Annotated in this window: 15 protein-coding genes and 2 pseudogenes; 8 read left to right on the top strand and 9 right to left on the bottom strand. The window is 63.4% G+C overall.

Features of this window, described 5'->3' with window-relative positions; genetic code table 11:
* The first annotated feature begins 328 nt into the window (after nucleotides 1–328).
* The 3 genes from A3M3_RS0113865 (at nucleotide 329) to A3M3_RS0113845 (ending at nucleotide 3,492) form a co-directional block, all read left to right on the top strand.
* Nucleotides 329–1,387 (top strand): LLM class flavin-dependent oxidoreductase, encoded by a 1,059-nt coding sequence (locus tag A3M3_RS0113865; RefSeq protein WP_028266851.1) that lies wholly within the window; start codon nucleotides 329–331, stop codon nucleotides 1,385–1,387.
* Between the two features lie 250 nt (nucleotides 1,388–1,637).
* Nucleotides 1,638–1,991 carry a TraR/DksA family transcriptional regulator gene (locus A3M3_RS0113860; protein ID WP_028266850.1) on the top strand — a complete coding sequence of 118 codons (354 nt, stop codon included), beginning with the start codon at nucleotides 1,638–1,640 and terminating at the stop codon, nucleotides 1,989–1,991.
* A 751-nt stretch (nucleotides 1,992–2,742) separates the two neighbouring features.
* Complete coding sequence (locus tag A3M3_RS0113845) at nucleotides 2,743–3,492, top strand: dienelactone hydrolase family protein (protein WP_028266849.1); 750 nt, start codon at nucleotides 2,743–2,745, stop codon at nucleotides 3,490–3,492.
* Between the two features lie 730 nt (nucleotides 3,493–4,222).
* Here A3M3_RS0113845 and A3M3_RS0113835 read toward each other — a convergent pair.
* From A3M3_RS0113835 to A3M3_RS26995, 5 genes are all read right to left on the bottom strand, one after another.
* The gene (locus A3M3_RS0113835; protein WP_028266848.1) at nucleotides 4,223–5,323 is read right to left on the bottom strand and encodes an ATP-binding protein; all 1,101 of its coding nucleotides are present in this window, start codon (nucleotides 5,321–5,323) and stop codon (nucleotides 4,223–4,225) included.
* 268 nt (nucleotides 5,324–5,591) lie between these two features.
* The gene (locus A3M3_RS29540) at nucleotides 5,592–5,741 is read right to left on the bottom strand and encodes an HNH endonuclease (RefSeq protein WP_197023225.1); all 150 of its coding nucleotides are present in this window, start codon (nucleotides 5,739–5,741) and stop codon (nucleotides 5,592–5,594) included.
* 253 nt (nucleotides 5,742–5,994) lie between these two features.
* Nucleotides 5,995–6,300, bottom strand: a complete 306-nt coding sequence (locus tag A3M3_RS0113830; protein ID WP_028266847.1) for a hypothetical protein — start codon at nucleotides 6,298–6,300, stop codon at nucleotides 5,995–5,997.
* A gap of 745 nt (nucleotides 6,301–7,045) precedes the next feature.
* Nucleotides 7,046–7,591 carry a DUF6036 family nucleotidyltransferase gene (locus tag A3M3_RS0113825; RefSeq protein WP_028266846.1) on the bottom strand — a complete coding sequence of 182 codons (546 nt, stop codon included), beginning with the start codon at nucleotides 7,589–7,591 and terminating at the stop codon, nucleotides 7,046–7,048.
* On the bottom strand, nucleotides 7,581–8,126 hold the full coding sequence (locus A3M3_RS26995) for a hypothetical protein (protein WP_051423166.1): 546 nt from the start codon (nucleotides 8,124–8,126) through the stop codon (nucleotides 7,581–7,583). Before A3M3_RS26995 ends, A3M3_RS0113825 begins: the two co-directional genes overlap by 11 nt.
* A 457-nt stretch (nucleotides 8,127–8,583) precedes the next feature.
* On the opposite strand from A3M3_RS26995, the pseudogene A3M3_RS29385 reads away from it, so the two are divergent.
* A pseudogene (locus A3M3_RS29385) lies at nucleotides 8,584–8,766 on the top strand (nuclease-related domain-containing protein); the annotation flags it as partial.
* 76 nt (nucleotides 8,767–8,842) lie between these two features.
* Nucleotides 8,843–9,115: a hypothetical protein gene (locus A3M3_RS28930; protein WP_231497260.1), complete on the top strand. Its 273-nt coding sequence runs from the start codon at nucleotides 8,843–8,845 to the stop codon at nucleotides 9,113–9,115.
* A 488-nt stretch (nucleotides 9,116–9,603) separates the two neighbouring features.
* Here the strand turns inward: A3M3_RS28930 and A3M3_RS0113805 are convergent, their stop codons facing one another.
* The 4 genes and pseudogenes from A3M3_RS0113805 to A3M3_RS0113790 all read right to left on the bottom strand — a co-directional run bounded on the left by A3M3_RS0113805 (nucleotide 9,604) and on the right by A3M3_RS0113790 (nucleotide 11,748).
* The gene (locus A3M3_RS0113805) at nucleotides 9,604–10,227 is read right to left on the bottom strand and encodes a dihydrofolate reductase family protein (protein ID WP_028266844.1); all 624 of its coding nucleotides are present in this window, start codon (nucleotides 10,225–10,227) and stop codon (nucleotides 9,604–9,606) included.
* Nucleotides 10,228–10,370: 143 nt separating this feature from the next.
* Nucleotides 10,371–10,475: pseudogene (locus A3M3_RS28105) on the bottom strand (flap endonuclease); the annotation flags it as partial.
* Between the two features lie 701 nt (nucleotides 10,476–11,176).
* The gene (locus A3M3_RS0113795; RefSeq protein ID WP_028266842.1) at nucleotides 11,177–11,545 is read right to left on the bottom strand and encodes a type II toxin-antitoxin system death-on-curing family toxin; all 369 of its coding nucleotides are present in this window, start codon (nucleotides 11,543–11,545) and stop codon (nucleotides 11,177–11,179) included.
* Nucleotides 11,542–11,748 (bottom strand): ribbon-helix-helix protein, CopG family, encoded by a 207-nt coding sequence (locus A3M3_RS0113790; protein WP_231497259.1) that lies wholly within the window; start codon nucleotides 11,746–11,748, stop codon nucleotides 11,542–11,544. Before A3M3_RS0113790 ends, A3M3_RS0113795 begins: the two co-directional genes overlap by 4 nt.
* A gap of 789 nt (nucleotides 11,749–12,537) precedes the next feature.
* Here A3M3_RS0113790 and A3M3_RS25040 point away from each other — a divergent pair.
* Genes A3M3_RS25040 through A3M3_RS0113775 form a run of 3 tightly spaced genes read left to right on the top strand, consistent with a single transcriptional unit; the run spans nucleotide 12,538 to nucleotide 18,183 of the window.
* Nucleotides 12,538–14,901, top strand: a complete 2,364-nt coding sequence (locus tag A3M3_RS25040; RefSeq protein ID WP_155854378.1) for a WD40 repeat domain-containing protein — start codon at nucleotides 12,538–12,540, stop codon at nucleotides 14,899–14,901.
* Entirely contained in the window at nucleotides 14,894–16,249 is a 1,356-nt protein-coding gene (locus A3M3_RS26990; RefSeq protein WP_028266840.1) for an esterase/lipase family protein, read from the top strand. Before A3M3_RS25040 ends, A3M3_RS26990 begins: the two co-directional genes overlap by 8 nt.
* Nucleotides 16,246–18,183 (top strand): ATP-binding protein, encoded by a 1,938-nt coding sequence (locus A3M3_RS0113775; protein ID WP_028266839.1) that lies wholly within the window; start codon nucleotides 16,246–16,248, stop codon nucleotides 18,181–18,183. The genes A3M3_RS26990 and A3M3_RS0113775 overlap by 4 nt, the downstream gene beginning before the upstream one ends.
* Nucleotides 18,184–19,503: the final 1,320 nt, after the last annotated feature.

Below are 19,503 nucleotides of genomic sequence, written 5' to 3'. Positions count from 1 at the left end.
CACGGGCCCATGGGGCTGTTTTCAACACCCTGGCCGAGCGGTCCCCACAAGGCCCCGCAGCGTCGCTTCGCGGACAGCCGTCACCCATCAGCAAGTTCCACGAGTTGTTGCATTCTGCATTCACGAATCATGACCGGCCGGTTTCGTCCGGAGACGCTTCCCGGGCACCCCTATGGAGGGAGCTCCATCTCCGGCAGGCGTTCGATGCCGGCGACGCGGCACCGCTCACCTCAGCCGACACGAAGGGTAACCTCCCGCCATTGTCAGAAGAACCTGCAGGTCCCGGCGCATATTCTGAGATCAGCCGTATCCGATCCTGAAGGAAGCCATGCCCGACATCTCACGTCCCTTACGCAAACTTGGATTCCTCACTATCGGCCTGTTCGATCCGGCGGATCCCGCTTCGGGCCACGAATCCACTTTGCAGATCATCGAACTTGGCGAACAGCTTGGGTTCGACAGCGCGTGGCTGCGGCACCGTCATCTGCAGTTCGGAATCTCCTCGCCCATCGCGATGATGGCCGCCGCCAGCCAACGCACCTCACGGATCGAGCTTGGAACCGCTGTAACCCCGCTGGGCTGGGAAAACCCCTTGCGCCTTGCCGAAGACCTGGCCACGGTGGATCTGCTCGCGGGGGGACGCATCAATCCGGGGCTGAGCGTGGGTGAACCGATGCACTACGACACAGTGAAGCATGAGCTGTACCCGGATTCCTCGGAGCTGGAGGATTTCAGCTACGGGCGCCTGAACCGATTTGCCCGTCTGATCGCGGGGGAAAAGGTGCGGGACTTTTCCGGCAGGCAGGGTGTAGTCGAGGAATTCTCCAACCGCGTCGAGCCGCACTCTGCCGGGCTCCGGGATCGCCTTTGGTATGGGGCCGCCAGCAGGAAGTCGGCCGTCTGGGCCGGGGCAAACGGCTTCAATCTGCTCTCCAGCAGCGTCATCTTTCCGGAAGCGGATCAGGAACCGGACTTTGCCCGAATCCAGCAGTCGCAGATTCGTGCCTTCCGTGAAGCCGCTGAAACGTCAGCCCAGGCGCACGGACAGGCCCGCGTGTCGCAGGGCCTGGTGGTGATCCCAACTGATTCGGCTTCGCCGGGTCAGCGGGAGAAATACCAGCGGTATGTTGATGAACGCACTCCCCGCACACGGGTGCCGCAGGGGGCAAGGGGCATGCTGTTCGCCGCGGACCTGATCGGTACCAGCGACGAGATCGCAGAACAGCTATACGCACACGCAGGGTTTCAGGAAGTCGACGAGGTGGCGTTTGCGCTGCCATTTAGCTTCGACCACGAGGATTACATCCAGATCCTCACCGACATCGCCAGCAAACTCGGTCCAGCCCTGGGATGGACTCCAGCTGAAGTCCGGCGCGAGCCGCAGTAGGCGTCACGGCCTTCAATCGACCACACGTTGGGCATTCCTGGGCGGCTGTGCGCTGCCGAGTCGCGTCGCCATCTCCCACTGCTCAAGGAAGAAGACGACGCGCAGGGACGCACCGCAGGGGTGGATATGAAACCACCCTTGCCCGACACCGGATCCCAAACACCGACACCCCCCGCCGGATTTTAGGCACGACGGACCCGAACTACGACAACCAGCCTAGGAGCTCAACTGTGCGGTAGCCTTTCGTCCCATGGTCGATGCGAAGCGGTTCCGAGTACTCCTTGAGGAGGAACGTGACCGCAAGGTTGCGCTCTTGAAAGCCCTCCTTGGGGACATCACTTCGGTAACCGTCGCCAGGCAGGACGCGAACGTCGACGACGAACACGATCCGGAAGGGAGCACGATCGCCTTCGAACTTTCCCAGGCTTCCGCACTCATGGAGCAGAGCCGGGTGGGCCTGGAACAGATCGAGGCCGCGTTGCTGCGGATTGCCAACGGGAGTTACGGACTGTGCGCCGTGTGCGGCAAGCCCATCGCGGAGGGCCGCCTGGAGGCAAGGCCTTGGACTCCGTATTGCATAGAGCACGCATCCGGTCGGAGCTAAGCCAAGGCAAATACCCCTCCCGCCACTCGTTGCCAACGATGTACGATCCGGCGTGAGGGCCCATCTGAAGCATCCCTCCGCCGACGACGCCGGCAAAGGCGATCACCGCTGCGACCTCGCCGGCATCCCCGGCCGACCCAACGGCACCCCGGACGCTCAATGGATGTGGGGTCCTTGTCGCTGTTGCCCGTCATCGGCGTCGCAATTTCACCCGGAGCAACGCTGTGGGTAGCGCGCGTGCACAACGGACTGTGGAAGCACTAGCGCGGCCAGTGGCCTGTCACTTCTGCCTCCTCGGATGGCCTGTTTCCCTGTCCACAGCCGGCAATGGTTCGCAAGGCGATCATGGTGGACAAGGCGGCCCGCATGGCCATCGTGTTGACTACGCGGCTTCGGCTGTCTCCCCAGCGCCGCTTCGTGGACGCCCCTGCCCCATCGGCCACCTGACAACCTCTGGAAATAGCCTTGTACCCATTGAAGTGACCCTGACCGCGGGCACCGATCAATGCCCTGGGAGGGCCCTCAGGAACAGGCCAGCCGCTTGATGGCGGAGGCAAAGGCGCGCAGCCGATGGTTGCGGTCGAGGACCCCGAGGGTCGACGCCGGACACCCACGGCGATCAAGCCCATCGTCACGCAGCAATCGTTCGAGTATGTGAAGTTCTGACTCGAAACGGTCTCGAAGCAGACTTCCCCGACTTCGCTGCGGGACCGTGACCGGCTTAACTCCTGAGCTCCGATAGTGTGGGCCCATGCCAATCGAAATCCCTGCCGCTGAAGGCACTGCTGAGGCCCTCGTGGCCCGCCCTTCCACCGCAATCGGCCCTCTTCCCGGCGTCCTCCTCTACATGGACGCCTTCGGCCTGCGTCCCCGAATCCAGGAGATGGCCCAGCGCATCGCCGACTGGGGCTACGTGGTGCTGGCGCCGAACGTTTTCTACCGTGAAGGATCAATGGCCGAGCTCGCCCCGGCCGTGGACATGTCCACCCAGGAAGGCAGGGAAGCGGCAGGCAAGGCTGCCTTCCCCCGGGTTGGTCGCCTCACACCGGAAAAGGCGCTCCAGGACATCAATGCGTGGGTGTCCGCACTTGCCGGGCTCAACGGCGTAGCACCCGGCCCCATCGGGACCACCGGTTACTGTATGGGCGCCCGGCTGGCCGTCCGCACCGCCACGTCCCACCCGGAAGTGGTGGCAGCGTGCGGCGGCTTCCACGGCGGCGGCCTCGCCACCGACGAGCCAGACAGCCCGCACCTGAAGCTTGGCAATGCACGGGCCCGGTTCGTATTCGGCCACGCGGACAATGACCGCAGCATGGCACCGGACGCCGTCGCTCGGCTCGGCGAAGCCTTACAGGCCGCAGGGCTTGAGGCGTCCAACGAAATCTATGCAGGGGCGCCGCACGGCTACACCATGGCGGACACCTCCGCATTCAACCCGGCGGCCACCGAGCGGCACTTCCAGGAGCTGCAGGCTCTACTCGACACAACGCTGAAAGGCTGACCCCGGTCACCGCCCGAAGCCGGATTGCCACTTCGATTCGCCTGCCGGTCAGGCGACAGACACGGCAGCCAGCCGCCCAATGAACAAGCGTGAAAAACGACCAAGCAGCACGCGTCCCGGCGCAGGACAGGGCGCGAAGATTTACAGCACTACGCAGTCGACGCTGACAGCAACCATGGACAGCTGCTTACAGAACGATCCCTGGGTTCGGACGGAAATGGCACTGGGCATCGTGGGCCGCACGGTGGGACAGCCTGCGGACGTTCGGCGGCACAAGTTTTCCACCGATTGGGCACAAGTCACGGCGCCTTCCGGACCAACCATCATCAAGCAGGACAGCCAACCAAGAGCCGAACAGCACTAAGAACCTGATGAGCACCCAACGATGCACTAAGGAAACTTCCGCCGAATTTTCCCGAATTCATGTTGCTAAGGCCATAAGCATCCATGAACAGGTACCGAACGCCAACCGGTCGATCAGCGAAGCACGCAAGGAGGCAACCGGCCACACCCCACCTATGAAGAAGGGCCCCTGAGCTGCTAAAACACTGTGCCCGAGGTGAGACTCGAACCGTCTTCCAGCCCTCGGGAACACTGGGAAGTCCAGAAAAACTGCCGAGTACGGGCCAGTCCGGCCGATGTGTGGCCCAGACCGACGGCAAAAGTGTTGACACGCCGGGAATGCCAACTTATGGACTAGGGAGATCCGACCTTCTGCCGGCCGCGCGGCTTATTTCCTGGCCGGACCGGCGGTCATGTATTCGCGCAGCCCTGGGATTGCGAACTCCACGAGCCCGTAACCTGCAGGTTCGATCAGACCCGCATCCATCAAACGCGTCCGGTAGTTACCGACGGCATTCGGCCGCATCCCGGTACGCCTGCCGATGTCCGCGGTCGACGACGGCCCGGGATCCTCGGCCATGGCCTGCAGGAAATCACGGTCACGCCCGGACGTCGTGGACAGCGCCGCTTCAATGACCACCCGCTCGTTCCGACGCCGGCCCGCCGTCACCGCGCGGCCGACGGCGGCGGCATCCAGACCGCCCGCGACCTTTTCTGCTTCTTGCCAAAGGTAGTATCCGATCAACTGGATCAGAAACGGATAACCGCCCGTGCCCTCCGCCGCGACCCTGGCCAGCTCACCGTCCAGGGCCACGCCCGCCGCGGCGAAGGTTTCCGCGAACGAACGCTCCACCTCAGCGATCGAGGCCGCATGCAGATCGATTCGGTCAGCGCGCCGCAGGAACGTGGCCACTCCCTCGTTCAGCAAATCGGAAACAGCCGCAGGTAAACCCGCGAAAATCAGCCCTATCGGCAGGCCCTCGCGAATGAAATGCTGGACATCCGCGGCAAGCTGGGACAACTCCACCCGGTCCGCCGCATGAATCTCATCAACCGTGATGACCAACCCCGTCCCCCGTTCCGCCAGCAAACGCAAAAGCACCGCTCCGCGCGCCCGCCAATCGACCTGCTCCTCCGGGGCAAGCTGGGTTGTGACCGAGAACCCGGCCACCGACACCCCCGTCACCCGGCGGCCCGTCGGCCCATCCCCCAGTTCATTCGTCAGCCTGCGCATCGCCTCCCCGATACGGCCCAGGAACCCGCCGGTCGCGGTCTCGGACACCACCGCCCAGCCACCCGCGACGGCCAAGTCCTCGGCGGCACCGAGCATGACGGTCTTGCCGATCCCCCTCGCCCCGGTAAAGATCGTCAGAAGCCCCGGCGCCCCCGACCCGATCCGCAGACCATAAGCGAATTCGTCCAGCACTCCGCCGCGCCCGATAAGATCCGGCGGCGTCGCCCCAGCCGTCGGCCGAAAAGGGTTCTCCACACATACTCCTGTGAATGTCGATGAATCTTATGAATCCTGTGAATCTCACCCTACCAACCCGCCCGCAGATTACAGGACACAAAGCCCAATCCCGTTGGCCAGGTGGGGTCCGATCGGAGGGTTGCATGCGGCCGCAGTTGCGGATGGTCTTGCAAGGGCCGACAAAGACTAGGCTACTTGCTCGTCGGTAGGCCTCCCATTTTCCGCGTCTGTCGCGGAGATTGCGCTTCTCCAGTACGCGGCCATGGCTGCCTAGAAGGCGCAATTGCTAGCGAGGTCTTGGATTGGACGGGTCCGGCGACCGGCTAGATGAATACGGGATAGCTGCTTTTTCGTCAGCCCATGCAAACGAGACCTTATTCGATTTGGTTCTGTTGCATCGCCAGCACAAGGTCTGCAGATTGTCTGGCGTCGACAAAACGCATCTAGCAGCGCTACCTCTACCAGTTGAAAAACTGTGTCGTCCCCGCGTGAGTCGGCCATTTCACTGTACTGCTCGCCGTTGGTCGAAGCCCGGGCAGGGGACCTTGTCCCGGTCAGCGATCTCCAAGGCAAGCAGTTTCGCCGCCGTTTCGCCGTACCCGTACCCAGCCTGGGTATTGACCCCCCACTCAACAACCAACCGGCCAACCAGAGGAGACGCGAGTGACGCCCACTGTCGGCAACCAGTATCACCCAATACCACGGCAGCTTCTTGGCGAACTGCCCAGGGCCACTGGACCCGGGGTGTATTCGAGGACGCCCTCCCGGGTCAGAGCCTCCGGCGCGTGGAGGTGGACCGGATTGCCCGGCTTGACGGGGTGGCGGACAACGAGGATGTCCTTCAGCTGGAGCGGCCCCACACGATCTGCACCCATTCTCGCCAGAACATAGCCAAGGGTGAGGGGCGGGCTCGTGGCAAGTGCGGTTCCCTCGGGTACGTCGAGGACAAGGGATTGGAGATCAGCCGTGGAGTCGTCGGCGTCCTGCTCGGGCAAGCCATGGGCCTCTCAAAATCCTTTCACGAGCATCCGCTCGCTTGGTCAAGTAGCCAACTGAACCCCGGGCCAGCCCCCTTGTGGCACCTGGATAGACCACTGCCTGAAGGCAAGTCATGCAGCCCCGCCCGCGCCGCACCATGAAGAAACAAGAACACAGACCTACCGCCCAACACAATGGAAGAGGCACCCGGCCACACCAACGGCCACCAACAAAAAGGCCCCGAAGGGCCTCCAAAAACCTGATTTGTGCACAGTCAGAGGGCCAAAGGCCCCTGACCGCGGAAACACCGTGCCCGAGGTGGGACTCGAACCGGCTTCCAGGCCCCGGAAACACAGGGAACTCCCGAAAACATAGCGAATACGAGCCAGTCCGGCTGATGTACGACCCGATCCGAAGCCAAATCTGTTGACGCTGTCGACACCCCCTACCTGACAGAATTTGAATAACACAGAGCGACTGCCGCCCCCCGTTTGAGGAGTAGCGGCAGTCGCTCTATCTTCGGCTGCAACGGCAGCAGGCCAACTCGTCCTGGATGCATCCGTTCGCGACAGATGTGTCGGCTCGAATCTGGTCGCAGCGGTCCCCCTTCATGTATCCCATGAGCCGAAATGCAGGAACTCCCATGAGCTTGCGACGTTCACGTCACGTCACCGCGGAGCCGTGGCGAATGGGTTGGAGCTGAAACGGCGGGGTGCTCTGCCGCAGGCTGCCGTCGGGGGTTCGGAGGGCGTGGTTGCCGGACTATCGGCGACTGGCGGAACTCCGAACCCATGCCAGGGCCCGGTCCCGTCGGATGTCGTCATTACGGACGGTTTCAAGTCGCACGGCAATCGTGTCCACGTCGACCAGCCCATGCTCAAGGAGGGCGTTCACGAACGCGCGATCCTTGGCCCGGCCGGCGATGAGCTTGGCGGCACACAGATCGTGCGGTTCCAGGCAGAGCCCTGTCCGGCCCCTGGTGTTGGCGTTGTTGACCCTCACAAGCCGGTCCGTCCAACCCTCTGGGAGCACCGCGGTGTCCATGCCGACGCCTTGGACATAAAACCCGTGTGTTTCGTGAAAGAAGGACATCTCACCGATGGCCGCGTCCAGCTCGGTCGCCAACGACTGGGCATCATCGTCCTCCATCGGAGCGACGTCGACTTCCTCGGACATCGTCGCCTCGAGCGGCAACTCGTCCTCCGTGAATGACCCCAGAATCGCCTGGCTGCCGATAATCACGACGGTGTCATGCCGGATGATTTCCGTCGCCGCCCGAATGGCGTGCTCCAACTGGCTACGATCCATGCCGCGTAGCCTTGTGAATGGCCAAAAGCCTCTCCTCATCCGTCAGCACTCCGGCGAATGGCGTCATCTGGCGCAGGTCAATGGACCGCTCGTCCGGGCCGAGCATCACCTCAATAAGGTTCTCTACCGGACCGGCAAGCAACGCCGACCACTCGCCCACCCACCCCTCGGCAAAGGAGCCACGGGACCTCGCCGCAAGACGGGCGAGGTTCACCTTCGCCTTGCTCAGTACAGTCTGAGGATCGACACGCAACTTCTCGGCAACGGCCCGGTGGAGCTCATAGGACACCCGTTCCTCCCGCCGTTCAAACGCCGGCCGGCTGGCCCGGGCCTTCTCCAGCAGGCGCTGACTCACCGAAGGACTGACTGCCGTGGCCTTGGCGATCCCCCGAACCGTCATGCCCTCGACCCACAAAGAAAAGACAGCTTCCGCGCGGCTATCCGAAGCCTCGACCATTTCCCGGCGCGCCTTATTGGCCGCGTCGCCAGCAACTTTCACCTTCTGGATGAGCACATCCGTCAACAGTGTGGACATGGTTGTATCCTACCCGGGTACAGCCATTGGAGAAAGTTGGCAATGTGCGGGCTCTTCGGCGTTTTCCTCAAGTGAGGCGGCAGGCGCTCCTGCTTGACCGGCATAGGGTCGATTCCACGACTGCTCGGCCGAGTTATGGGCGGAACCAATGTGGCGCCGCTCGCCAAATCGACGTTTGCGCGCGGCAGCTCCCCTAAAAGGTACCAAGCCAGTACCCGATGGTTCTTGGATACTGCGACGGCACCCGAGCCTAAAGCGGTCGGCCCACCGAACAGCCCATGTCGGCAGGTCGGGCGGCAATCCCTTTCCGGGCCCCAAGCGCGCTAGGCCTGTCGGCACATTGCCGCCGGCGCGGTATGGATGGGCATGGTCTGCCCGGCCGGGTAACTGAACGCGGCGCAGATCGGAACACGAAGAGCGATTAACGCGCAGACGCGCGAGTCAGGGCGGGGCCAACATGCTCACCGACAAGCTGCAAAGCACCAAGGCGCGAGTGGGGTGCGATAGGCGAGGAACGCCTCGGGGCTCGGCTGGACTCCCTGGCCACGGGCGGCATCGCGGTCCTTCACGACCGCCGCGTCCCGGGTCGAAGGCGAACATCGACCATATCGCCATAACCCGCAAAGGGATCTGGGTTATCGAGGCCAAGCGGTACAGGGCGACCCGAGCTCAAGATCGAGGGCGGCATCCTTCGGCCACGCGCCGAGAAGCTCCTCGTGGGCAGGCTCGACTACACGAAACTGCCGAACGGGGTACCCAACCAGGTCGACCTCGTACGCGACACTGTCGGGGATGTGCCGGTCACCGGGGCGCTGTGCTTCGTCGAAGCCGACTGGCCCCTGATCGCGGGCGCGTTCGCGACCCGCGGCATTTCCGTACTCTGGCCGAAACGACTCTCCAAGATGCTCACAGCGCAGACACGGGGCCACGTCGATATCCGCCGCCATGCGCGGAAAGTAGCATCGCGGCACCGCGCGCATCCTTGCTGAACCTGGCCGACATGCCAGGGGGCAGGACCAGACATGTCGGATTCTCCAGAAGCCAAGTACGGGTCCCGGAATCGAGCCGGTCCCACTCGTCCTTGAGGCTCACGCTCGCGAATACCGCATTCCTCCCGAATGTGAATTCCTTCCAAATTACCCCTGACCTCAAGCGGACGACTGGACCTCTTGAGCCGCAGCCACGGCGCGAGGTACGCCGGACCTGGTAGCTTCGCCGGCGCCCAGCAATCCACTGGAACAGACAAGCATCTGCAAGGGTCAGCATGCGAAGGTCCCGTCTGGTCCCCCATTAGGCGGGGCCTTTCGTTCCCGTGGAGCGGTTCCGCGCACCGGGACACGCTGCTCCGCCGGCGTGCGGCCCGTCAGCCACGACAGGGAAGCCTGCAAGGACACGGAATCCTGCAAGCGGCGCAATGTCGTTGATCGCAGCTTCAACACCCTCATGCATCGGCGGCCACTGGTCACCTGGTACGCCGCTAGCCCTCTTGGTCATTGGCCGACATATCGCCGACGCCAGGCCTGCCATCGGCGAGAGCATAGCGCTGGAGCACCGCTCCCTTCGGTGAGGCCACAACCGGCTCGATGAGTCTGAGGTTCGTTGGAACCACCCCGTCGGCGAAGACCTTCTTTCCACCGCCAAGGAGGATCGGATACACCCAGAGCGTGAGCCGGTCGAAGAGCCGCTCGGCGAACAGGGTCTGTACGAAGTCGAGGCTGCCGATGACGTGGATGTTCGCGTGCCGGTCACGTAGTTCGCGCACGGCGGCGACGATATCAGGACCGAGCAGTGTGGAGTCGGCCCACTCGAGGGCCGGCGTCTGGCGCGAGGCCACGTATTTCGGGAGGCGGTTGAACAGCCGCGCGATGTCCCCGTCCGCGTGCGGCCAGTATGCGGCGAAAATGTCGTAGGTCCGGCGCCCCAGCAGCAGCGCATCCATCCCTGCCATCCCGGAGTCGACCTGTTCGTCGACGACCTCGTCCCAGAGAGGCGCCTGCCAGCCGCCAAACGCGAAACCGTCGCCAGCGTCCTCCTCCGGCCCGCCGGGCGCCTGCGCGACGCCATCGAGCGTGGTGAACAGGTCGATATGGATGAGTCCCATGCCGTGCTCTTTCTCTGCCGCCCGTCGTCGCCCCGGCGACAGGATCACTTCGAGGCTGCCACACAATCCCCCCGCGGGGCAACGGGTATCAACTCCTCGACACAAGCCCACTGCGCATCCAAAGCACCTCCGCCAAGCCACCAGATCAACGACGACGCCGTCTTTTCGCCGATCCCGGCAACGCCCGGCAGCCCGTCGGAGGCGTCGCCGCGCAGCCTGTCGTCGTCGTCGGAGTAATGCTCGGGCAAGCCATGGCCTCTCAGAATCCTTCCGGGAGCCTCCGCTCGCTAGTCAAAGAAGTCAACAAAACCCGAGGCAGTCTCTTATGTCGCTACGTAGCTCCGAGCCCGCATCTGCGTTGGAGGCACTTACGTCGAAGGCTCAGGGGCGGACCGCCATAGGCACTTCCATAAATCAGACTTAAGTGTGGACATTATCCACACCCCCTTTGGCAGGACAAAGCGGACACGCACAGCTCCCACTGACGACCGGGAGCGGCTTTCCAAGAAGCTTCGGCGTCAAAGTCGCTTTCATCATGTTGTACCCCGGACGCTGAACCATGAACGGGTGTTGGCCATCCACGACCAACCAGACAGAACCGGAACGAGGAACCACATAACCTCACCCCAGAGCAGGAGGAGGGCCCACCAGCCAGGACCCTGAACCCGCCACCCACACACCTTCATAGGGCCACCGCGGCGCCAGCCACAGACCGCGGCCAATGTCAGAGGGACCCGCGGAGGGTCGATGTCCACACATTAAAGCAAAAACCCCTCTGACGAGGGGTCATGCGTGCCCGAGGTGGGACTCGAACTGCCTTCTAGGCCTTGAAAACACTGGGAAGCCGCGAGAACGTGCGGAATCCGGGGCAGTCCGAGGGCTGTATGAGCCCGAGGGAGGCGCAAAGTGTGGGCACTTTCCACACCCCCTTTCAGGGGCCGCTGGAGGACTACCGGGGCACCAGATGCCTGGAAATCTCGGCGGCAGAGTCCAGCAAGTCGACAGTGCCCGCGGCGACTCCGACGACGAGGTCGAAGCCTTCATCCGTCGTGAAGGCATGCCGGTAACCGTTGATCCAGAGCAGCAGCACCATCAGCGTCCACGCCGTCCGTTTGTTGCCATCAATGAGTGGATGGAACCGTGCGACGGACTCCAACAACGCTGCCGCCTTCACCGCCAGTTCCGGATAAGCCTCCGCGCCCATGACAGTCGTAGCTGGCCTGGCCAAAGCCGAGGCCAACAACCCGACATCACGAATATGGAAGCCGTACCGATCAACTACCTGAAGTGCATCCTCAATATCCAGGTACGCTGTCACGCGTCCTCAAGGCGCTTCAGCAGCTCAGCGTCATGACTCATAACAAAATCGAGGCCCTCGCTGATTTCACGCCGGCGCGCGTGGCGCTGCAGAACCAACTCCGCGCCCTGCAACAGAAGCGCGGACTTGGACGTGTGTTCCTCGGCAGCCAACCTTTCCAGCCGTCGATCGAGGTCTTCAGGGACACGGAGATTCATAGCCATGTCACTATGGTACCAAAACGGTACCGGTTCTTGACTGGACTGCACGCCCCGCTAATTGGACCAGACGCACCCGAGCAGGGCCGCGGTGTCGTGGAAAGCTTTTCAAGAAGCTAGGCTGCTGGACCCAGAAGTGTGTTTACTTCCGGCCTCGCTCTAGTCCCCCTTGAGCCGACGCGCGCTCACCTGCCTCATAACCAGGGATGAGTACCAGATTTTGGCTACGAAGTTATGAAACATAGTTACGAGAATCATCCTTGCCCTCGTGCATGCAAGATTCCGCAGAAAATCTGCAACTGTGCAGGTCAGACGACTATTCGCTCGTCGAGGCGTCTCGTTTCCCAAGAGTTTCGAGACTATGTGTTGTGTAGCGTTTAGGGGCACCGCGCGGCAGTTTTGCGGCGAGTCTTGCGGCGGCCCGGAACTGCAACGACTTCGATAACCGCTGTATGGGAGTGACTAGTGGAGTGGAACCCCACTGACGAAAACACTTACTATGCGAGTATCGCCGGCCGGCTCGAATGACCTTGCATGCAGAATGACACGTCTGCTGAGACGGCCAAGTTGTACCCTGCCGCTTTAAGGCTGTTCCCACCCGGGAAGACGGGGAGACCCAAATTCGCGCTAACAGACTCGCAGACTCCCAGACGACCAGTGAGTTTCAACCCTTGGCAGAGGGCCTGGGCAACGTACCTCTATGCGCCCAAGGCATTGTCCGGACTGCGTAAGGTCTATCCTCCCTGCCGGGGGCGTGATTCCATTGACCGATCGGCGTACTAAAGGGGTGTGCACGTGGAATCTCGACCGAACCGTGCCTTGTCTGCGATCAGCGCTGCCTTCCTTCAAGCGGCCAGGGACACAGCGCCCACTGATGCCGGGCCTGCCGGGTACCTGAGCGCCTACCTTCCCGCCCACCTCGCTCAGTCCGGCGGCTGGGAGCGCCTGGAGGACACGGATGATGTGGTGATCGACGCATTGAATTTGGATGCCTTCGTCTCCGAGTCCTTCCGTGCCTGGCTCGCAGGTTCGTTCCTGCCCCCCGTCGCGTTGGCCACAACGCTGGCCCGGCCCTATCTGCAGGACCAGGACGCGACTCGACGCAGCCTCTCCCGGGCCATTGCCGCCGAGCTCCTTGGAGTGGGTTCGCCGGCGGCGAGCCGAAGCGAGCTGGTGATGGCCAACCTCCGGCGGCAAGTGCTTTCCTTGGCACTGATCGGCCACGCCGCTCCGGTGTACGGGGTGTGCGCCTTTACTGGCCCGGAGGGCACGCCGCGGCTCGCCACCGGTGACGGCAACGGCACCGTGCGAGTCTGGGACCCCGCCACCGGCACCCAGATCGGGCAGCCCCTCACGGGCCACAGCGGTCGGGTTAACGCAGTGTGTGCCTTCTACGGCAAGGAGGGCACGCCACGGCTCGCTACGGCTGGCGTCGAGGACAGGACTGTGCGGGTCTGGGACCCCGTCACACGCACCCAGATCGGGCAGCCCCTGACGGGCCATACCGGTCGGGTTAACGCACTGTCTGCCTACAGGGGCCCGGACGGTACACCACGGCTCGCCAGCGTCGGCGATGACGGAACCGTGCGAGTCTGGGATCCCGCCACCGGCACCCAGATCGGGCAGCCCCTCACAGGACACGACGGCGGGGTAAACGCGATATGTGCATTCAACGACCCGGACGGCACACCCAGACTCGCCACCGCCGGCGGTGACGGCACCGTGCGGGTCTGGGACCCCGCCACCGGCACCGGCACTCAGATCGGGCAGCCCCTCACAGGACACGACAGCGGGGTATACGCGATATGTGCATTCAACGACCCGGACGGCACACCCAGACTCGCCAGCGCCGGCGGTGACGGCACCGTGCGGGTCTGGGACCCCGTCACCGGCACCCAAACCGGACCCCTCACCGGGATCACTAGCGGGATATTCGGCGTGTCCGCCTTCACAGACACGGACGGCAGACCCCGGCTTGCCACTGCCGGCGATGACGGCAGCGTGCGAGTCTGGGACCCCGCCACCGGCACCCAGATCGGGCAGCCCCTCACGGGCCACATCGGACGGGTTAACGCACTATGTGCCTTCACTGGCCCGGATGGCAGGCCACGGCTCGCCAGCGCCGGCCTTGACGGGGCCGTGCGACTTTGGGATCCCGCCACCAGCACGCAGATTAAGGATGTGGAACTCCTCACCTACCGCGACGGCTGGGTATACGACATGTGCCACTTCACGGGCCCGAATGGCGTACCCCGGCTTGCCACTGCCGGGGGTGACAGCACCGTGCAGGTCTGGGACCCCGTCACCGGTACCCAGATCGGGCAGACCCTTACCGGCCACACCGGCGGGGTAACCGCCATATGTGCCTTCACCGGCCAGGACGGCACACCCAGACTCGCCACCGGCGGCAGTGACAGCACCGTGCGGGTCTGGGACCCCGTCACCGATACCCAGATCGGGCAGACTCTTACCGGCCACACCGGCGGGGTAAACGGGATATGTGCCTTCACCGGCCAGGACGGCACACCCAGACTCGCCACTGCCGGCGGTGACGGCACCGTGCGGGTCTGGGATCTCGTCACCGGTACCCAGATCGGACGACCCCTCACCCGCATAATTGGCTGGATGTTCGGGGTGTGCACCTTCGCAGGCCCGGATGGCTCCCCCCGGCTCGCCAGTGCCGGCGGTGATGACACCGTGCGGGTCTGGGACCCCGTCACCGGTACCCAGATCGGGCAGCCTCTCACGGGCCACAACGGCGGGGTGACCGCCATATGTGCCTTCACCGGCCAGGACGGCACACCCAGACTCGCCACCGCCGGCGGTGACGGCACCGTGCGGGTCTGGGACCCCGCCACCGGCACCGGCACTCAGATCGGGCAGCCCCTCACCGGCCACGCCCCCTGGTTGTTGAGCGTGTGCCCCTTGACGGGCCCGGGGGGCTCAGCCCGTTTTGCCACAGTGGACGAGGACAGGACCTTACGGGTCTGGGATCTAGACACTCGCACATGCCTAGCTGCGCGGGACCTCTCGCCCCTGATACCGTCATCGGTGCTCGCTTTCGGAAACGAACTGATCGTCGGCTGTGACCGCGGTGTCCTATGGCTGCGTCTGGCTGTCGACACGCCGTCTCGGGCAAAAGAGGCGGGCGATGCTTGACGCAGTCATCGTTATCCCCGGGATCATGGGTTCCGAACTGAGGGACCGTCAGGGAAAGCTCCTATGGGGCACGAACCCCAGCGTGCTCGGCAGGGCATGGGTGACAGGAGGTCTGCCCCAGCTACATGTCACACTCGACGAGCTTGAGCACGGCTCCCACCTCACGGCAACCCGGCTCCTCCACACGCCTGTCTGGGCGCCGTTCCTGCACGGTCTCCTTCCGTACTCACGACTCCTACGCAAGCTGGCCAGCCTGTGCGGCGACGCGCGTGCGGTCGGCCAGTTCCCCTACGACTGGCGCATGGACATCAACACGCATACCCCTTCCCTCACGGACGCCTGCCAGAGGCATCTGGAAGCCTGGAAGTCCATCGTTCGCAAAGAACGACTTGGGGATCCAGCACAGGTGCGGTTGGTTATTGTGGCCCATTCCATGGGTGGCCTCCTCGCACGCTTGGTTTTGCAGGATTCATCCCTGGCGGCCGAGGTGCGGATGCTGATCACCCTTGGAACCCCGTTCTACGGCTCGATCAACGCGGTTGAGATGCTCGCCCACGGCCGAGCCGGCGCCCCGGTCCCCGAGATCGGGGCACGAGACTTGGCCCGTAGCTGCCCGGGCGTCTACGACTTGCTGCCCCGGTACGCGTGTGTGACGGCCACGTCGCAGCCGGACCGGGTCTTGACCGACAGCGACGTCTGCGGGATCGGCGGCAACGTCGACCTCGCCCGGGCCGCCCGCCAGCGCTGGGAAAGTCTTGGACTCCGCACCGGGAAACCTTCACCGTCCACCGTCCCGCTCCTGGCGGGGGTCGGTGCCAGGCAACCAACGTCTGCTTCGATGCGCCTGGACGGCGGCACCGTCGAGACTAGCCCCCTTTTAGACGGCAAGGTCGACTTCGGGGACTCGACGGTCTGGCGCAGGTCCGGAGCTCCCGCCGGGGCAGTGTCCCACGCAATCACGCAGAAACACATGGCCCTCGCTGTCACTACTCAGGCCTTGGTATTCATCGAGGACAAAGTCATGGACCGAGACTCGGGGCCACCCCTAGGCACCCGTCCGATCGGCGTCCACCTCCCCGACCTCGCAACCGCCGGGCAGCGGGTTTCCCTGACCGTCATCGAGCAGCCCGGCGACAAGGGAGCCCGCCCCGGAGACCCAGTGGGAATCGACGTTGCCAGCACGAATCTCACCACGGGCACCATAACCAGGTGGGGGCCTGGGCGGTGCCAGGACAGGACTGTCGTCTTCTCCCATCCAGGTTTACCGGTGGGCCTGCATGAGATCTCAGTCAAGGCCGGAGGCTTCGAACCCATCACCGAAATTATCCTGATCGGGAGGCCGGAATGAGCCCCGACATCCTCCCCTCCAGCATCCCGGTCGATTTGGTCACCGTCGGCATCGCAGAGTACCCGAAGCTGAACAGCATCGAATTGCTGCCGGCCCGCGAGTGCTGTACAGCTGTCGCGGACGTGCTAACTGCCTACGGAGTGAGTGCACGCGACTGGTCGTCGAAGACCTCAACGAAGGGAGCGAAACAGGCCATCGAAAAAAAGCTAGGGCAATGGTCCCAGGAGCGAGGTGTGGGCAGCATCCTCTACTGGGTTGGGCACGGTGAGCAGGCGGGCAACCACTACCACGTCCTGCTAGGGAATGCCGAGGCACCGATTCTGCCCAACCATGTTCTCAGTGAAGACGACTTCGTCGAATACCTTCGCCGCAAGAGCTCACAGGACTTCGATCACCCCGACGACTGGGTGCTGCTCATACTCGACACTTGCTCGTCGGGCGTGGGGGCATGGAACATCTATAAAAAGCTCGCCGTAGGGGGGACGCCCGCCAAGAACGTTGGAATCGTCGGCACGTCCAATGGACCGGCCCCGACCAGCGCCGGCCATTTCCCTGAGCTCTTCAAGGCGAAGATCGCAGGGTTCACCCCGAGCGATGACCACGTTAGTCTCCGCGAGCTGATGCGCCGCCTAGAGGACGCCTACGAGGACGGCATTGAGGCCGAAAAGCGCATTCATGCCAACTTCTCCCCGGATGCCCGGATCGCCCACCCCCACGGAGGTGCTGGCATTCAGGCACCCCAGGATGTCTACGCCGAGCTGGACCGCGTTTTGCGCGACGCGCCGTCCCATATACGCAATCACTTCTACGCCAAAGCCCAGGGCGCGGAAGCAGGCCAAATCGAGTGGCACTTCAGCGGCCGTCGGAGCGAACGCAAACAAATCGTCGAATGGGTCACGAACGCTAGATCCGGGATGTTAGTTCTCACGGGATCTGCTGGATCCGGGAAGTCGGCTGTCCTGGGTATGGTCCTCGCCGCTTCTGACCCCAGACTCGTCGATGCCTTGGAAGAACTCGGGGGGCCCCCGGTCATGGACTTCCTGTGCCCTCCGCCTGGGATCTTTACCGCTGTCACGCATCTCAGCGGGCGAACGATCGGCGATGCCACCGCCCAGCTCTCCTCCCAACTCGGCCAGTCCCCGACCACGAGCCCCGGAAACCTCATCCAGAATCTCAGGGCCACGTCCCCCGTGACCATCCTCGCCGACGCCCTCGACGAAGCCCGAGATCCCTACCCCATCGCCAGCCTGCTCCGTGGCCTCGCAGCACTGGAAAACGTCAAAGTCCTCGTCGGCACCCGTCAGTCCCTCCACGAAGACCCCGATCACCCCGTTCCCCCCGACCAAACGGTTCTCGAGGTCCTGGGAGCCTCTCGTGACTCAAACACCCGAGTGCTCCACCTCGCACGCGATGCCGGGGACATCGCGGATTACGTCTATGACCGGCTGCGCCAGAACCTGCCTGAAGGCATACCCAATCGGAATGCCACCATCAACCGTCTCACGAGAGCCATCGCTGCCGCCGATCAGCCCTTTCTCTTCGCCCGTCTCGCCGCTTACGAGGCAGTCATTGAGCCCAAATGGCAAGACCCCGACACGGACCTGGCCGAATTACTTTCCCACGGTCACACCGGTATCTTCGACAGAGCCGTCGCACGCATCCGGGCAGCGAGCCCACGCGTTGAGGCCCTCCTGCGTTCCCTCGCTTACGCCCAGGGCAACGGGTATCCGAGAACTGGAGGGATCTGGGCCATCGCAGCCAACGCACTCCTGCACGACAGGTCCAGGCTTACTGACGACGACATAGACCAGGCTCTGAGAACCGCCGCCCCCTACATAATGCTGGACTCCGAATTTGGCGTTAGCACATACCGCCTGGCCCACCGCACATACGCCGAACGCTACTTCCAACTCGACGGACGGGAGGCAGGCTAACAGCGCTCCCGTGACGATCGGTGATCGGTCCTTTCGCAGCCTTCCACTACCCAATCTGTGTGCTCTCCAAGTTCAATGTGAGTGACGAGTTGTGCCAGTTCTTCGTTGTCTCATATCCCACCTGTCTCGAAACCCTAGGGATGTGAGACGCACCGGCCGGAAGCGGCTAGCCCTTCTCCCCCCGTGATTGTGGGAAACCCGAGGAGTCCGGCCGGTGTGAGGGTCGGAGATCTCGACCACCGTCATGGAGGTTGCCCGGTCGCCTGTCTTAGCCCAGTTCACCGCGTCCTTGGTCCACTCAATCACAAGGCGGTCCGACAGGGCAGCGAACACCGGGGCGGGCTGCAGGTCAAAGAAACGGCGATCCTCAGTGCGCTCCGCGAGCACTTCACCATGGTTCTCGTGCGCGATGATGAACCGGGCCCGCAGGCCTGTGGTGGCGAGGAAGTTCAGCCAGAACCGGGGTGGAGTTGCCGGGATCCTACTGTTTTGGATGCCCCGTTCTCGCACGTACGGCAGCAGGTTAGGTCCAATCGCATCTGCCCGGGTTCGCAGACCGTCGGGCTTGAGCGTGTGCCGAATGACCAGCAGCTCCTGCGGTGCCAACCCGGTGGCCTGGAAGAGATCTGCGAGACTCAGCCCACCGGAGATGTCATTCATGCATTGCCTTCTATCCTGCCTTCCACCGGCCCCCAGCCTATGGCAGGGTCTGTTGATGGCAGCATAGCGTCCGACGTCCACGCAACACCGGGCGGTTTGTGAATAGCGCTTCGGGGCGCACGGTGGCCGGGGCAATATCACCGGGAACTGCAAAAGCGAATCTCCGCAGCCTATTTTGGCTGGCTCTGCTTCCCTCGAGACCGGGCTTTGGCTAGAGCCAATTCGTGGGCCTCTTCGGTGACGCTGACTCTACAGAGCGTACTTTCGCATGATCCAGTGCATACAACTTTTAGTACGAAAAGGCATGTCGGCGGGCTCCGCATCCGGTGATCGATCGGCGGACAGGTGACGCGGCCGCAGGCAGTCCTTCGTCCAGCTTCCGCCGCATCGAAATCCACGGATCCCCCACCAACCCATAATTTCGTCGTTCCTAGGAGAATGCCGGGCGGACACATTTCGCTAGCAGCGGCGCAATATCGTTGGTGCCCATCTCCGAACAAGACGGGATAGCCGTAAGCGGCAAAATCGACAGCTACGGCGTCTCGGGGTCTCAAAACCCGAGCGTCTCGTAACCCATGCGATGAAAGACACTAGAAGCCCGGTTGAGTGACACTGCGAACGCAGTCATAGCCCGCGACGTAGGAGCGCGAGAACCGTTGT

Source organism: Arthrobacter sp. MA-N2, assembly GCF_000517125.1.
Lineage (GTDB): Bacteria > Actinomycetota > Actinomycetes > Actinomycetales > Micrococcaceae > Arthrobacter > Arthrobacter methylotrophus.
The sequence above is the reverse complement of the archived record's forward strand: the minus strand, read 5'-3'. Positions and strand labels throughout refer to the sequence as shown.

Excerpts from the sequence above, each read along its gene's own strand:
- A3M3_RS0113865 (WP_028266851.1), top strand. The coding sequence starts at position 329 with ATGCCCGACATCTCACGTCCCTTACGCAAACTTGGATTCCTCACTATC.
- A3M3_RS0113860 (WP_028266850.1), top strand. The coding sequence starts at position 1,638 with ATGGTCGATGCGAAGCGGTTCCGAGTACTCCTTGAGGAGGAACGTGAC.
- A3M3_RS0113845 (WP_028266849.1), top strand. The coding sequence starts at position 2,743 with ATGCCAATCGAAATCCCTGCCGCTGAAGGCACTGCTGAGGCCCTCGTG.
- A3M3_RS0113825 (WP_028266846.1), bottom strand. The coding sequence starts at position 7,591 with ATGGATCGTAGCCAGTTGGAGCACGCCATTCGGGCGGCGACGGAAATC.
- A3M3_RS26995 (WP_051423166.1), bottom strand. The coding sequence starts at position 8,126 with ATGTCCACACTGTTGACGGATGTGCTCATCCAGAAGGTGAAAGTTGCT.
- A3M3_RS0113805 (WP_028266844.1), bottom strand. The coding sequence starts at position 10,227 with ATGGGACTCATCCATATCGACCTGTTCACCACGCTCGATGGCGTCGCG.
- A3M3_RS0113790 (WP_231497259.1), bottom strand. The coding sequence starts at position 11,748 with ATGGCTATGAATCTCCGTGTCCCTGAAGACCTCGATCGACGGCTGGAA.
- A3M3_RS26990 (WP_028266840.1), top strand. The coding sequence starts at position 14,894 with ATGCTTGACGCAGTCATCGTTATCCCCGGGATCATGGGTTCCGAACTG.
- A3M3_RS0113775 (WP_028266839.1), top strand. The coding sequence starts at position 16,246 with ATGAGCCCCGACATCCTCCCCTCCAGCATCCCGGTCGATTTGGTCACC.